We start from the raw sequence: 14377 nt of genomic DNA, 5'->3' as shown, positions 1-14377 counted from the left end.
CATGACTTTAAGCTGACATCAACGTGTACTCAGAGTATACTGATAATGATTATCACAAGTCAATATATCGTGCACCTCGTTCACAAAAACACTATATATTGATATTTTTTGTGAACATTTTAAAATACACCTTAATCAATAGCCGCTGCTCTCCGAAGAAGGAAATTGGCCAGCCAAATAAAAGCCGCCACCAGCAGAATCGTCGCGCCAAGACAAGCGCTGAATCTGCCGTTCCATTCCAGGGAGCCCATCGCAGCTTGACGGGCAAAACCGGGAAGAGCCCCCGGAAGCCAGCCCACATATTTGGGCAGTAAACCGGACAGCAAGGACAACACCGCTCCAGCTCCCAGTGCGGCAAATGCGGCGCCTGCGGCGCTTCTTAACGCGGTGCTGAGCAGCAGCGTCAATGTCAGCAGCACGATTAGCCATAGCTCATAGAGCAAATAACTGGACAACACCTGGCGGAAGGGCACCGCTTCGATTAAAAATCCGGTATAATACCAAGCCGCTCCGTATCCGGCAAGCAGCGACAGCGAGGACAAAAGCAGCATGGACGCCCACTTGGATAACAAGTAACCGGCGGGAGCAACCGGCTTTACCAGAATCATCGATACGGCTCCGCTATTTCGCTCGCTCGAAACCGTGCCCATAAACACCAGCACGATTACAAGCGCTCCAAGCGATCCGAATTGCGACAGCGTTTCGGCCATCACCTGCGCCCCGCTTGGCAGAGGGATGTCGAAGCCTTCCGGCAAATTTCCCGATTTTCGCAACAGAATCGGCATGTAATAGGAAGTCACCGGCTGCATGACACCAAGTGCAATAAATACAATCGGCACCCATATCAGCTTCAGGCTGCGCACTAGCTCCAGCAGTTCTTTGCCAAGCATCGCTCCGTACCGGGATAACCCGGAGGTTGATCTCACATTCCGTTCACTCACCGCAATCCCGCTCATCCCTTCACCACTTTCATAAATAGATCTTCAAGCGAGGAAGAGCCAATCTCCAGCTTGGTTACTCCCACTTTTCCATCTGCAAGCTCCTCCAGCAGCATCTGCCTGGCCTGCGAGATATCATCTACCATTAGACGCAGTTGACAGCCCTCCTGCTCCGCCTCCCGAACATGGCGAAGCAGCGCCAGACGCCGGCTTCCGCTCTCCATGTCGGAGGCTTTACTTGCTAACAACTCAACATCACGCTTCAGGGACATCGCCCACTCGCGCGACTCATGACCTTCCTCCAGCCGGATATTGATGACGGGAAGACGATTATTGTTCCGAACCTCCTGCAGCGAGCCTTGAAGAGCAATTTGTCCGGAAGCCATTATAATAATGTCATCGCACAGCTCTTCCGCATCATGAAGCACATGGGTTGAAAAAAGCACCGTCGTTTCGGACTTCAGCTCCTGAAGCAGCTCCAGCACCTCGCGCCGTCCGATCGGATCAAGCGCGGAGACCGGTTCATCCATAACCAGCAGCTTGGGCCGGTGAACAAGACTTTGCGCCAGCCCAAGACGCTGCTTCATGCCGCCGGAATAGCCCTGAATGCGCCGCTTGCCGGCTTCCTCCAGCCCTACGCGGGACAACAGTTCCTGCGCTCGAACATCTGCCTGCCGCGCCGTAAGGCCGCAAAGCTTCCCCGCATAAACCACATATTCCTTGCCAGTCATCCAACCGTAAAAGGACGGCGATTGCGGCACATAACCAAGCAGCTCCCTTATATCCTGCCGCTCTCTGCCGCTGCCGCCATTGATGCGAACCTTGCCTTCCGTCGCTTTAAGCAGCCCCGTCAGCATGCGAATGGTCGTTGTTTTTCCGGCGCCGTTTGGCCCCAGCAGGGCAGCGCAGCGCCCTTCCATCACCGTAAAGTCCAGCCCCTTGACCGCTTTTGTCGCTCCAAAGGATTTGGCCAGCCCCTCAACCGCCAGTAAAGGTACCATTAATCATTTCTCCTTCCGAACACCATAAAAGCGATTGGCCCAAACAAATTGACAAACACGATGATCAGAATCCACATCCATTTGGGTCCCCTCGTTTGATCGGACCTGATACACATAATCAACGCAATCAGCATCAAAATGAACTGCACAACTATAATCGGCCCAATAATGGGCAACAGTTCATCAAGGAAAAAAAAATCCTCCATCATATTCATGATTCATCGACTCCTTTTCCATTGTAATCCGTCCCTTGCCCGCCCCGCTCCCGCCGTTTGCGGTTGCGGGAAGGCAGTACAACGACTAACCAATACACAATCAGAGGACCCGGAAACTGAATCAGTCCCCATAACCCCCAAAACCACTTCAGACCGCCACGCTTGCCGGAGTCCAGAAACAGCCAGGTCGACTGACCAATCATTATCGAACCCAGCAACAGCCAAAACCATACCGATTCTTTCAGCTGCTCTTCCATCAGACCTTCGCCCGCCCAACAAATTTATAGCAGAAAAACAGCAGACAGACGGCACTGACCGTTCCATACATGCCCCAGAATAATCCGGCATTGGCTTCCGCCATCCAAACCATGCCCAATAGAATGCACACCGCCACCAGCCAAAACAGAAGCAGCTCAGCCCACTTCGCTTTTTGAAGATTTCGCTTATGCTCGACAACCAGCGTTTCCAGCATGCTCATAGCAGGCGGCTCCGGCGCGTGAGCGTCATCAAACTGTTGCAGCTTTCCCAGCATATTTTCCTGAAACCACATTGCGTCATCATCGATCTTTTTGTGCTTCTCGGTTTTTTCGGTTTTTCGGCCATTATTCACGCTCACCAAGCTCCTTTCTGATCAGCTTCATGCCAATGCTTAATCTGGATTTAACCGTCCCAAGCCTGATCTCAAGCATTTCAGCAATCTCCTCCTGGGAGTAGCCGTAATAATATTTCAACAGTACCGGCATCCGGTGATGCTCCTCCAGATTGCCTAGCGCCTGCAAAGCGGCGGGCCACTCCTCCATAAGCGTCAAGGTTTCAAAACGCAACCGGTGATGGTTAATCTCTTCCTTCAGCCATCTCTCCTCCCTTTTGCGGCGCCTTGCCTTGTCGATCGCCAGCCTGGAGGAGATTGCGATCAGCCAGGTTGAAAATTTGGAACGCTCCTGAAACGAGGAGATCCGTTCAATCGCTTTAAGCATCGTTTCCTGGACAAGGTCCTCGGCGCGGCTCCGGTCCATGGTCAGCTTCAGCGCATATTGGTAAAGCAGTTTGTAATTGCGCTGCAGCAGTTCAGCCAGCGACGTTTGATCCCCGCTTTTTGCTGCAGCAATCAGCTTGGCCTCATTCCCCAATGAACCCGCGGCTCCCTTCGCTTATGTTGCTTGATTGTTGCTGGTGTTGTTTGTTTTTTTGCAGCTGGATATTACTTTGACGCCCAGCTTCTTCGTTTCGTTCATTTCGATTTACAAGATAAATTTGCATAAAAGAATAGTGTCACTTTTTCCCGCTACTTCAAGCACAGTTTTGGTCTTGACCAAAAACAAAAAAAGCTTCCTTACCGCTAATCGGTAATTGAAGCCTTTTTTGCAAGCAGATTACAAGCAATAAACAATTACTGTCTTACCATGATTGTGATGACTAGGCTTTTAAAACTGCACCTTAAGTGCGGCTGCGACTGTACCAGTTCCAGACGTTCTCCACATCAGCCCGTTCAAGACAGGACACGCCAAAATTCATCGTGCTGCCAAGCGCATATACCGACAGAGACGCCAGTTCTCTGCGGCGTTGTCCACGTGAGCGCGAAACCTTCAGCGCCACAATGCGCGGCCTGACGATTAGATAAGTGCTGCGGTTCAACCAGCGCCGCCTGAGCGACAACTGCCGATTTGCCAGCAGCACGCCTGCTGAGCGATGGCAAAAAAAACGCCATGCCGCTACCAGCGGAATAAGAAGAAGACTCCAGCTTCCGACAGCTCCGAACACAATGATGAAGGCTGCACTTGCCATTACAGCTAGCAGCAGCGGGATCCGTATATAATAGAGCAGCGCTCTTCGAGGCGGAGGCTGCAGCTTTTGTCCGCTTCCCATGTGGAAGCCGGGAATAAAACCATCCAGCAGCTGCTGGATTTCCGAAAGCTTGATGTAAGGATGCAGCATCAGCATTTCCTGCTTCTCGGAAGTCACCACCTGCAGCTTGACCTCGCCGTAGCCTAACCATTGGCGCAGCAGGCTTTCGCCCACGATAACGGCCTGTACATTGCGGGGGTTAAACACAACCATCTTTTTCTCCAACAGCCCATAGCTCAACGTGACCTGGTCGCTTTCCCTCGCAATTCTGAACCCGCTGTATTTAAGCACATAAAGCACGATGGACAATACCCAGGCAAACACCAGCACAAGGAGAGCTACAACAGTAATCATCAGTACACCTGACAATAACTGGGCAGAGTCCTCAACAACCTGTTCAACAAAATGATCCGGCACCAATAGCTTAATAAAATCGTCGGCAAACGAATAAATCCCCGCCAAAAAAGCCAAGGCCAATCCGAAGTTCAAGGAGGTAGCGGCAGCCTGGAACAGCTTGCCCGGCCCGAGCCCAATGACGCGCTCCTGCCGCTTAGAGCTTTGGGAGTGTTGTCCGGCGGATGAGCTGCCCGCAGCCCTTTGCCCAGGGTGCTCCGCTTCTCCAATCCGCAGACTTGAATTCCATGCCGGTCCGCCACGATCAGACGACTTAGCCGATGCAACTGGCGAAGGCGTTCCATTATTCAACGACTCCATCGCGCCAGACGTCGAAGGCGTTCCATTTTCCAGCGACTCCATCGCGCCGGATGCCGAAGGCATTCCACTTTCCAGCGACTCCATCGCGCCAGACGTCGAAGGCGTTCCATTTTCCAGCGACTCCATCGCGCCGGATGCCGAAGGCATTCCACTTTCCGGCACAGGACGTATGCGCTCCGAATCTGCGGCCGCCTTACTGCCCGCTCCTTTAACCTCATCTGCAAACTGACGCAGCTGATCCTTGATAACGCCGGCTTCCTTTAGGGACAATGCCTGCAAAACACCGTCCGCTTTTTTTCCGCCGCCAGGCGTTTCGATTTTCAACTGCGCGATGCCAAGCAAACGCTGGATGAGGGGCTGCTCCACATTGACGGAGTGTATTCGTGAGTAATACAGAGTCTTTTCCTCACGGAAGAGATACCCTTTTCGTATGATCATCCGGTCTTCCTGCAGCCAAAAAATCGTCGTTCTCCATTCCATGTAACTAAAAAACAATATAAGGACAACAACGCCCGAAATACCGGCAAGCCAATACCATTCCAGCAGCCTCGACCAGTTAAAGCCATTAAAGATTCCAATAAAAATGAGGGGTAAAAAGCCCTTCACAGCACTTAACAAGCCATATACCATATATAGCGGGTGAAGACGTCTCTCCTTATTCATCGGTTTCGTCCACCCTCGCCAAAACTCCGATGCGCTGCTTCAGCCCCTCCGCATCCTCAAGCTTTAAACCGCTTATTTTATGCGTGGTTGCAGCCGTTACAATCAACACTTTGGCAAGCCCGAATTTCCGCAATATAGGACCGCTCTCCATCTCGACGTGCTGAACTTTCACCATGGGCACCAGCACATTGCTTATAAAAATCAAACCCGATTGAATTTCCAGCTCATCTTGAAACAACTCATAACGGAATCTCTCATAATGTACTTTTGGGACAAGCCAGGTAAATATAATCAGGCTGAGCAATAGCAGACCTAAACAAATCCATACGGGAAGCAGCGTCCATTCCTGCCATTCCGCCACAATCCAATAAGCGGCAATCAACAACGCGAAAACACCGTTGGATATACTTTCTTTCAACCGGTCGGCTTTTAAATAATCGGGATGCAATCGTTTCGTCAATGCCCGGTTCATGTAGTCCTCCTTATTCCATCATCCTCCTATTACACCAATTTTGACGCAACCAGTCAACTGGCGACCAGCTCCGCCGTTCCTTTAATGGTCCACTCTATGGGATCAAGCCCCCTAAAGGTTTGAGGATGCTTTATGCCTGCAATAAGCACGACTCCGGGCTTGCGCAGCACAACCTCATACTGGTAGGCTTCATTTACGTATTCAAACGGGAAGTTTTGCTCCGAATTGATAATTTCCAGCACCAGCACCTGGACGGGCTCCCGCAGCCAGGAGCCTGGAAGCGGCGAACCGCCGCCATCCAGCAACAGGTTGGTTTGCAGATACTGCATGGCCGCCGCGGCCGCCTCCTTCTCATCAAGGCGCAGCACGCCTTCACCTAATGCTTCCTTGTCCAACTGCTGTGCAGCGGCGTGAGCCGCGCGGTTGACAGCCCTTTTCCCCTGAAACAAATGCTTCATCGCGATTTCTTCATCGATCTGAATAATATGACACAGCAGCCAAATCGTCATCATGGCCATAATGGCCACCAATTTGTGCATTTCTTCCACCTTCGTCCGATTCAGTTCACATATTCGCTCATCTTCATGCCGAAAGCCCGCATCCTGGCGTCCGGCGAAATGGCTTCAATGCCAATCAGTGAATCAATAACAAACAGCCTTTCGTACGGATAGCTGATGATCAAGGCAATTCCGGTCCCTCTGGGCACCGGCGACGAAGACTCCCCCGCCGAAACGCCGCTTGTCGTGGAAAGCTCGTATCTCAGCGATTCCCCGTTCAGTCCAAGCTTCGAAAGCCGCTCTCTGGACCGCTGCAGCATATCTTCGCCTATGTAACCGTAAGTGCCGCTTGCGCCAACCTCCAGCAAAAAATCTACTTCCTGTTGAAGCGCAGCCTGCCTGACAATGGCCACATGTCTGTAGATGGGCGAAAACATAATCCAGCACAGCATAGCCGCAAACAAAACAAAAACCAGAAGCTGCTTCAAGGGCTCATCTCCCTTATATGCTGGCTCATTGCCCCTCCGCTGCGGCTTACTCCATTTTTCAACCCGCCGTCGCCCTCTGCAGCGGCGGCGTAAACAAGCACAACCGTAACAATCAGCATCAAAGTTATCAGCAACGCCCGCAATCCCATTCCTCCTTCCGCCAAGTCCAGAGCACAATTCATCACATCATCAAGGCAGAAGAGTGTTGATTCGGGTATTAGCCGCATTTCCCTGTGACTGAATTTGCGCTCTTGTTCCCGTTGTGTCCTGTGCAATGATGGAATTAAACAGTACAACAACCACAACCAGCAGCATAACTGTCATCAAAATATTGCGCATCTTCTCACCTCCTTCCAAATAGATAATTGATCAAAAAGTCTTTTTTCCTTCAATTAGGAATGAGGACTAACCTAATGTTTGGAACAGCTTTTGCCCTTCCATAACCCATGGATAAATAAAAACCTGAAAAGTATAGAGTATCGGCAGGCCGGCAACAACAAACAGCAGATAGGACGCCGATTCCTTTCTACCCTCTTTGGCCAGCTCCAGCTTTTCCTTGTAATCGCCGATCCTTGCCCGAAGCAGGCTGTAATATTGACTGCTTTCATGAAGCCGGAGCGCATCCAGCGTCTCCGCAAAGCTTAAACCGTCATCGCTGCCGATCCGTTCCTTAAAGTTTTTGAGCGCAAGAGCGGGATCATGATACCACTCTGCCAATAAGCGCTCCAGATCGCCCCGGATCGCACCCGTTAACGGAATGCAGCGTGTCAATTTGGCGTGGATATGCAGCGACGAATCGCATAGATAAAGCAGCTGATTGCTGATCCGGTAAATATCGCCCGTCATTTGCAGACTGCGCATCTTAGCTAGCGACCGCAGCCACATCCGGTCAACCTTTAATCCGGCAGCCAGCAGCAGCGGAACGCCAAGCAACAGCTGAAGCTGCAGAATCGACAAGTGGTTATGTCCGAACCATCCTGCCGCCACAGCCGCAAGACTCAATACCATCATTGCCAATCTTCGACCCGCCGCGTACCATCCGGGATCATCCGTAATCCCGCAGCCCGCCAGCAGCAAGCTTCGCTCCTGAAAATCAGGGCTGTTTGTTTTGATGCCAAGCGCCTTCAGCAAACGTTCCGGAGGAGGCGAAGCCCGCCATTTCAATTGAGCCAGCCGCCTCCAGCGTCCCGGGCGACGCGGCCACAGGGTCAGCAGCGCATAAAATCCCGCCGCGCCGAACAGAAACTGCCCGGCCAAGCTGGCTGTTCCAACGAACTGTATCATCCATTGATGCATGGGCAGACTCCTTTACATTTTTTTGCGAGACAGCCACAATCCCATTAAAAACGAAGCAAAAATCAGCAGAAACGAGTTTAAAAGCATATCTCTGCCCCGAGGGTCCAGAAAATAGTAATAGTAGGAATTTTCCTTGTTGTAATGGATGTTGATTCCGATAAACAGGCCAAGAAACAACAGCGGCGTAAAATTGGCCAGCCGAATTTCCAAAAGGCGATGCCTCTCCTGCTCATTGGAGCGGCGCGCCTTTCTCATGTCGGAGATCAGTTCCTTCAGTCCTTCCGACACCGATACGCCTTCCCCCAGCGAAACCCTCAAAATATTGACAAAATAATCGCCCCACACATGTCCCAGCGATGAACCCAACAGCCGAAGGCTTGCTTCATCATCTCCACGCACGGACAAATTGCGATACAATTGCTCGAAGACACCTTGCATAGGCCCCAGCAGTCGTTTCTCCTCCACTGCCCGTTGAAGCGCAACCTTGACCTGCCTCTCTCCCGTTACCAGGTAACACTGATAAAACAGCTCAACCGCCGGCAAAAAATCCATTTGCGCTCCCATTCTCCGATGAACAAGCAAGGCCCGAAGAGACGTATAGGGCACAAAACCAATCAGTAGTCCAAACAGCAGGGAACCTTTCGCCGTTTGAAAGAAGAGACTTCCCGCTGTTATGCCAACAAGCAGCAGCAGCCCGCTTGCAGCGATAAAAGCATCCGGCTTAATCTCAAGCCTTAGCGTTTCCAGCAGCTCGGACACATGATTCCGAATGCTTTTGTACCGGCTAAAATGGCGAAGCAGCAAATTCCTTGTACTGTAAGGCGATTCATAGGTCAGCCGGCTGGTCAATTGTTTTTTGCCGAGCCACAAGGCAAGGCCCGAGTAAATGCTAATGCCAAACAGCAGAAAAAGCAGCAATCCAGCAGCCCAAAACGCGCCTCCGCTCATAAGGCATACCCCGCAGCAGCAAGACGGTCCGCCGCCCTTTGCGAAGGGAGATCGGGCGAAATCCACCCGCCGCCGGCTTCATCCAGCTTAAACCAGTCCCTTACCTTAACCTCTCCGCCATGCCAGACCAGCTCGCCTATACGGGAAACCACCCGCCTGCCTCTCCACAGCTTCATTTCAATGCCAACCTCCGTCACATATTCCGTTATCCTTTTAGCCAGCCGCTCCGCATTCATCGCGCGGCCATCCAGCATGCACATATCGGTAATCGCTTCCGGCACATCCTCCAGATGGTTGGCATGCACTGTCGTCATACTGCCGGAATGTCCGCGCGTACAGGCTCTAACGTAGATGTTCGCGTCGTCATCGCGAATCTCCGCATGAATAATTCGTTCCGGCGATTGCCGGAGGGCCAGCCGGAAAGCCTGTCCCGCGGAATGTCCTGCATCCTCTTCCGAAGCTTCGTACTCCACAATATTTTTATCCGGAAAATCCCGTCCCAGCATCATCTCGAAGCGGCTTTCAATCGTAACAATCCGCTCGGTATCCGGCAGCTCTGCAATAAACGCCTTCATCAGATTGGTTTTGCCGGAGTTGGTCGGTCCAATAATGACCAGATTAAATCTGGCTTTCAACACTGCCCCCAGCAGCCGGGTCATGTCTGCGCTCAAAGTGCGGCATGCAGGCCCTGCCAGCGCATCCAGACTGAAGCTTTGCACAGTATAGAAACGGATGGTCAATGTTGGACTCGCCGTAAATCCAAAACCGGTCATCGTTACCCGCGAGCCGTCACGCAGCATAACTTCCGCCCAGCGCTTGCGCGGAGTAATCCGGTCGTTGTTGTACAAAACAAGATTTTGCTGAATTCTCTCCACTTCTCTGATGCTGCCGAAGCTGTAGCCGGACAACCTTGCTGCGCCGTTCCGCACCTCATAGATACGCGTCCCTACCACCTGAACCTCCTCCAGCCCCGTCTTGCCCGCCAGCACCAGTTCCAGCACGTTTAACCCAACAACCTCGGCAAAAAGGGCTTCCGCCAACGTCGCATAGGGATGCCGCCAGCCATCGTCATGAATTCGCATGGACTGCAGCCGATCTTGTATAACGGCGAGCACCTGTGTCCTCTCATGCGGGAAACCAAGCACCGCTTTGTTTAACGTTTCTCCATATTGCCGACGCTCTTCACCCGTTATGCCCCGGGGAGCGCTCAGATAGGAGCGGATATCCTCCGCGAGCTTGTCGAACTCCTCTTCACGGCTCCACTCCTGCCTTGGGCTTGCTTCCGCGCCCGGGCCATCGGCATCAGCCCCGGAATCAAATCCCTGACCTCCTCCTCTTGATACCATCGCGGCAAATTCAGAAGGCGAAAACCGTAGATCACTCATGCTTCTTCACCTCCCTTTTATACCGAATCCACGCCGCCCCGCAGCTTAGACAGCTTGCGGAACCATGGCTGGTTTTGCATAGGCGAAAATCCCCTTTGCAGTCCATAACGTTTCAATAGCTCTTTCGCCGGCTTAACCATCGCTTTTTTGCCTTCTCCATCTCTGCTTAGCCAGTCCTGAAACTGTCCTTTATCATAGCTGCTGTACAGCGCGCTGTTTAATTGCAGCTGGCCGAGCGGATTGACCCCAAGCTCTTTGCATATTTGCTTCATGCTGTACCCTTCCCCTCCCCATGCTCCGTGCACGACGACGCAGTCGTATTGATTTGACTCGATTTGGAACAGCGGCGACACCTGTCCGATCCAGCGTTTGCCGTCTTCCTGAAAATGAGATAATGCCGGAGTCGTTACGACAATCCGCGTCTCGGCCTCCCGAATGGCGCAAACTGTGGCAGCGTTATCCCAATATGCTCCTACATCCAGCACGACGAAATCAAAAGTTCGTTTAGCCACATGGATCAAATGGCTGATTTCAAGGGGCTGATAATACTCCGCCTGCTCCCGATTCATGCTGCCGAACAAAATATGCAGATTGCGCTGTCCCGGAAGAGGCAGCGTGGCTCTTCGCAAAAGCTCTGGAGATAACGACTTCGAATGAAGCTCCGGCTTAAGCTGATCTAATGTGGTCGGCGGATTGTCCACGCCCAAAAAACGATGCAGCTTGGCGCTTTTGAGATGCAGGCATAGGAACCCGACCGAAATGCCTCCCGCTTCCGCCATGCGCAAAGCGGTTGCAAACGCCGCCGTAGTGGTGCCAATGTTGGGCGTTGTGCCTACAAACACGGCCGTGGAAGACGATGAATTGCTCATGGCGTAATCCCCTCTCTTGAACCGGTTCCTTCCAGGCGCTGGAACGATTCCGGACTGTATGCCACAACCAGCTTGATTTCCCCATCCCTGCACAGGTTGTCCAGCTCCAGCCACTGTTCCTCTGTCAAATTCAGGTTCAGAAAATCAATGGTGCCGTTGGCATCGCGCCTTGCGGCGTACATCCCTTCCTTGTTGCCTTCCGCCAATGCCAGCAGGTGGGACTGCGCCAAATTGTCGATCTCCACATTGCCGGATGTTTTGACCGAGGCGACTACAACGCTGTCCGGAAACAGCTTGCGCGACTCTCCTGTTCCCCCCGAAGCATAAAGCTGCACCAGATCGCCGGCCCGGATGCCGCTGGAAATCGACTTGATATATTCCTTCGGAATGCCGAAGGTGGATTCTTCAAGGCCGGGCTGAAGTCCGTATTCATTCAGCTTCCAGACCAGCAGCGGCTCGCCCTTGCCCAGCGGAACTGCCGCCTCAAGTCCAACTGCTCCGTAAATATCCAGCAGCATGTCCACTGCAAAAGCATCGCGCGCCAGCCTTGCAATCTCCAGATCCTCTCCTTTTATCACTTCTCCGGCAGCAATAAACCGTTTGGGTATAACAACGCCAATTGTTTCCTCGGCGGTTAACTGCTGTCGTTGAAGATGGTATAAACCGTATACAAGACCCGCCGACAACAACGCCGCGGCAAGCGCCATCCAAAGTTTGCGATTGCTTCCCATATCCCTCACTTCCCCTCCAGGCAACAAAAAAAGAACGCATTCTCCGCTGCAACAGCGTTAAGAATGCGTTCTTCGCATATATGTGCCTATATTCAATAGTCAATTTCCAATTGAGCCTATAATAGCAAAGTCACCTGTCAATTGTCTATCGTTTTTTTTCAAAAATCAATCAAACCAACGCTAATCAGCAAGGCATCGTCCACCTTGCGCATCGTTTCATCGTCCAGATGGGTAATTTTGTCGGTGAGACGCTGCTTGTCGATTGTTCGGATCTGCTCCAGCAGCACAACGGAATCACGGTCAAAGCCATGGCTCGCCGCATCCATTTCGACATGGGTGGGCAGTTTGGCCTTCTGGATTTGCGCGGTTATGGCCGCAACAATGACTGTTGGGCTAAAGCGGTTGCCGATATCGTTCTGAATAACAAGCACAGGGCGCACCCCGCCTTGCTCCGAGCCAACCACCGGCGACAAATCGGCAAAAAACACATCTCCGCGTTTTACGATCACTGTCTACACCCCGCTTACGAGCCGGCCCAACGTATGGTTCGCTTCTTCCTCCGCCTGGAAAGCCTCCGACGCCATGTTCAGGTTGATTTTCGCCATCTCCATATAGCCGCGCTGCATGGATTCGCGAATTTGGCGTTTTTTGCGCTCCACCAAGTATTGCTTCATGGCTTGACGAATAAACTCGCTGCGATTCGAATTTTCCTTGGCAACGATTCCGTCCACCTCCTCAAGCAATTGATCGGGCAAGCTAATCATAATCCTTTTCGTATTATGCAAATTGGCCACCGAACTCGCACCTCCAAAACTTTTCCAACCCCGTATTACACATTATGACAAAATATCGCGGTGACTATACTTCAACATTTCTATGCTGTCCGTATAGCTTTTATGCTATATGGCTTGTATGCAAGAAAAATGCCGGAATTCCGCCTGTCAAACCGATGTACATGAGACTTTATACTCTTATTCGCTATTTCTCGTTCATTTCCTTCATGGCTCAAAAAAAGAATTTCATGGGATTAACTTCCTCCGGGAAAGCGTCCACAAAATGTCCAAAAAGCTCCCTTAGCTACTCAGATCATTTGTAACCTTCACAACGGAGCCATCCTCTGTATACACGCGCGGAAGACGGGCGGCCAGCATGCAGATCAGCTCATACGGAATGGTGCCTAGCTGCTCGGCCACTTCCTCGGCTGTAATTTCTTCATCGCCCTGCCGTCCGATCAAAACGGCTTCCGCTCCCGGCTCTATATCGTCAATCTCTCCATTGCCTTCTCCCAGCGAAACCATGCATTGATCCATGCAGATGGTTCCGACAATAGGCCGCTTGACGCCGCCAACAAGCGCGTTGGCTTTGCCCGTCAGCATTCGGCTGTAGCCGTCGGCATAGCCGATCGGCAATGTGCCGATGATCTCGTTCTCTCCAGCAAAATAGCGTGTTCCATAGCTGATTCCCCAGCCCTCTGGAGCACGCTTCACAAAAACGACATTGCTCTTGAGGCTGAGAACCGGCTCCAGCTTGACCTGGCTGCGATTTACTTCCTCCGAAGGATACAGGCCGTACAGGCCGATGCCCAGACGCACCATGCCGCCCGCCCATTCCGGCGTGTCGATGCCGCCCGCGCTGTTGGCCGCATGAACAAGGGGAATATTCCAGCCCCGCTCCTTCACGGCCGCCGCGATTTCGGCAAACCGCTCATATTGAAGCCTGGTATAGCTTTTATCGGCTTCATCCGCTTTGGCGTAATGAGTAAACAGCCCCTCGACCTCGAGCTGCGGCGTATCCAGCGCTCTTCCGATGAAATCCAGGCTTGACTCAAGGCCGATCACTCCAAGCCTGCCCATGCCGGAATCGATTTTGATATGCGTCTTCAGCTTTAAACCGCCGGCTTCATCAAGAGCTGCCGCCGCATCCAGGATGTCCTCCCGGAACAGGCTAATCGCGATATCATGCCGGCGGGCAAGCTCCAATCCGTCGGCTGGCACAAAACCAAGCACCAGAATCGGAGCTTTAATGCCCCCCTGCCGAAGCTGCAACGCTTCATCCAGAAACGCAACGCCTAAATAATCAACGCCAAACCGTTCTGCCGCCTCCGCTATTGCTACCGCGCCATGTCCATAGGCATTCGCCTTGACCGATGCCATTACGCGGCATCCTTCCGGCAGTGACGCCCTCACAGCCTCCAGATTGCGCCGCATCGCATCAAGCGATAGTTCTACCCTGGTCGGGCGATAATAAGCATTCAAATCTGTCACCTTCTCCTCGTTGCATCCCATCTGACAGTCCGATCTTTTTTCAGATAAAAT

General features: G+C 52.3%; 20 protein-coding genes. All 20 read right to left on the bottom strand.

Translation table 11 applies throughout. The features are described from left to right. Positions 1-131 precede the first annotated feature (131 nt). A complete protein-coding gene (locus ACX93W_RS17540) occupies positions 132-956 on the bottom strand; it encodes an ABC transporter permease subunit (protein WP_459393668.1) in 825 nt (274 codons plus the stop codon). After that, on the bottom strand, positions 953-1939 hold the full coding sequence (locus tag ACX93W_RS17535) for an ABC transporter ATP-binding protein (protein WP_459393667.1): 987 nt from the start codon (positions 1937-1939) through the stop codon (positions 953-955). Before ACX93W_RS17535 ends, ACX93W_RS17540 begins: the two co-directional genes overlap by 4 nt. Further along, the gene (locus ACX93W_RS17530; protein ID WP_459393666.1) at positions 1939-2154 is read right to left on the bottom strand and encodes a PLD nuclease N-terminal domain-containing protein; all 216 of its coding nucleotides are present in this window, start codon (positions 2152-2154) and stop codon (positions 1939-1941) included. Before ACX93W_RS17530 ends, ACX93W_RS17535 begins: the two co-directional genes overlap by 1 nt. Next, the gene (locus ACX93W_RS17525) at positions 2151-2411 is read right to left on the bottom strand and encodes a sigmaY antisigma factor component (protein WP_459393665.1); all 261 of its coding nucleotides are present in this window, start codon (positions 2409-2411) and stop codon (positions 2151-2153) included. The genes ACX93W_RS17530 and ACX93W_RS17525 overlap by 4 nt, the downstream gene beginning before the upstream one ends. Next, positions 2411-2764 (bottom strand): DUF5345 family protein, encoded by a 354-nt coding sequence (locus ACX93W_RS17520; protein ID WP_459393664.1) that lies wholly within the window; start codon positions 2762-2764, stop codon positions 2411-2413. The genes ACX93W_RS17525 and ACX93W_RS17520 overlap by 1 nt, the downstream gene beginning before the upstream one ends. Then, positions 2757-3284, bottom strand: a complete 528-nt coding sequence (gene sigY / locus ACX93W_RS17515) for an RNA polymerase sigma factor SigY (protein WP_459393663.1) — start codon at positions 3282-3284, stop codon at positions 2757-2759. Before sigY ends, ACX93W_RS17520 begins: the two co-directional genes overlap by 8 nt. A gap of 307 nt (positions 3285-3591) precedes the next feature. Beyond that, a complete protein-coding gene (locus ACX93W_RS17510; protein WP_459393662.1) occupies positions 3592-5376 on the bottom strand; it encodes a PH domain-containing protein in 1785 nt (594 codons plus the stop codon). Beyond that, positions 5369-5848 carry a PH domain-containing protein gene (locus ACX93W_RS17505; protein WP_459393661.1) on the bottom strand — a complete coding sequence of 160 codons (480 nt, stop codon included), beginning with the start codon at positions 5846-5848 and terminating at the stop codon, positions 5369-5371. Before ACX93W_RS17505 ends, ACX93W_RS17510 begins: the two co-directional genes overlap by 8 nt. 53 nt (positions 5849-5901) lie before the next feature. Further along, positions 5902-6387 (bottom strand): hypothetical protein, encoded by a 486-nt coding sequence (locus ACX93W_RS17500; RefSeq protein WP_459393660.1) that lies wholly within the window; start codon positions 6385-6387, stop codon positions 5902-5904. Between the two features lie 20 nt (positions 6388-6407). Beyond that, complete coding sequence (locus ACX93W_RS17495; RefSeq protein WP_459393659.1) at positions 6408-6833, bottom strand: hypothetical protein; 426 nt, start codon at positions 6831-6833, stop codon at positions 6408-6410. Continuing rightward, entirely contained in the window at positions 6830-6976 is a 147-nt protein-coding gene (locus ACX93W_RS17490; protein WP_459393658.1) for a hypothetical protein, read from the bottom strand. The genes ACX93W_RS17495 and ACX93W_RS17490 overlap by 4 nt, the downstream gene beginning before the upstream one ends. Positions 6977-7022: 46 nt before the next feature. After that, positions 7023-7172 carry a hypothetical protein gene (locus ACX93W_RS17485; protein ID WP_169833440.1) on the bottom strand — a complete coding sequence of 50 codons (150 nt, stop codon included), beginning with the start codon at positions 7170-7172 and terminating at the stop codon, positions 7023-7025. A gap of 66 nt (positions 7173-7238) precedes the next feature. Further along, positions 7239-8129 (bottom strand): hypothetical protein, encoded by an 891-nt coding sequence (locus ACX93W_RS17480; protein WP_459393657.1) that lies wholly within the window; start codon positions 8127-8129, stop codon positions 7239-7241. A gap of 12 nt (positions 8130-8141) precedes the next feature. After that, a complete protein-coding gene (locus tag ACX93W_RS17475) occupies positions 8142-9077 on the bottom strand; it encodes a type II secretion system F family protein (protein ID WP_459393656.1) in 936 nt (311 codons plus the stop codon). Beyond that, positions 9074-10462: an ATPase, T2SS/T4P/T4SS family gene (locus ACX93W_RS17470; protein WP_459393655.1), complete on the bottom strand. Its 1389-nt coding sequence runs from the start codon at positions 10460-10462 to the stop codon at positions 9074-9076. The genes ACX93W_RS17475 and ACX93W_RS17470 overlap by 4 nt, the downstream gene beginning before the upstream one ends. Before the next feature lie 17 nt (positions 10463-10479). After that, positions 10480-11331 (bottom strand): hypothetical protein, encoded by an 852-nt coding sequence (locus tag ACX93W_RS17465; protein ID WP_459393654.1) that lies wholly within the window; start codon positions 11329-11331, stop codon positions 10480-10482. Further along, the gene (locus tag ACX93W_RS17460) at positions 11328-12062 is read right to left on the bottom strand and encodes an SAF domain-containing protein (protein ID WP_459393653.1); all 735 of its coding nucleotides are present in this window, start codon (positions 12060-12062) and stop codon (positions 11328-11330) included. Before ACX93W_RS17460 ends, ACX93W_RS17465 begins: the two co-directional genes overlap by 4 nt. A 158-nt stretch (positions 12063-12220) precedes the next feature. Then, positions 12221-12571, bottom strand: coding sequence for a type II toxin-antitoxin system PemK/MazF family toxin (locus ACX93W_RS17455; RefSeq protein ID WP_068686489.1), 351 nt, complete (start codon positions 12569-12571; stop codon positions 12221-12223). A 3-nt stretch (positions 12572-12574) separates the two neighbouring features. Then, positions 12575-12856, bottom strand: coding sequence for a CopG family ribbon-helix-helix protein (locus tag ACX93W_RS17450; protein WP_068686490.1), 282 nt, complete (start codon positions 12854-12856; stop codon positions 12575-12577). Between the two features lie 279 nt (positions 12857-13135). Beyond that, positions 13136-14326: an alanine racemase gene (gene alr, locus ACX93W_RS17445; protein WP_459393652.1), complete on the bottom strand. Its 1191-nt coding sequence runs from the start codon at positions 14324-14326 to the stop codon at positions 13136-13138. Between the last annotated feature and the right edge of the window lie 51 nt (positions 14327-14377).

The organism is Paenibacillus sp. CAU 1782, from assembly GCF_054551715.1.
The sequence above is the reverse complement of the archived record's forward strand: the minus strand, read 5'-3'. Positions and strand labels throughout refer to the sequence as shown.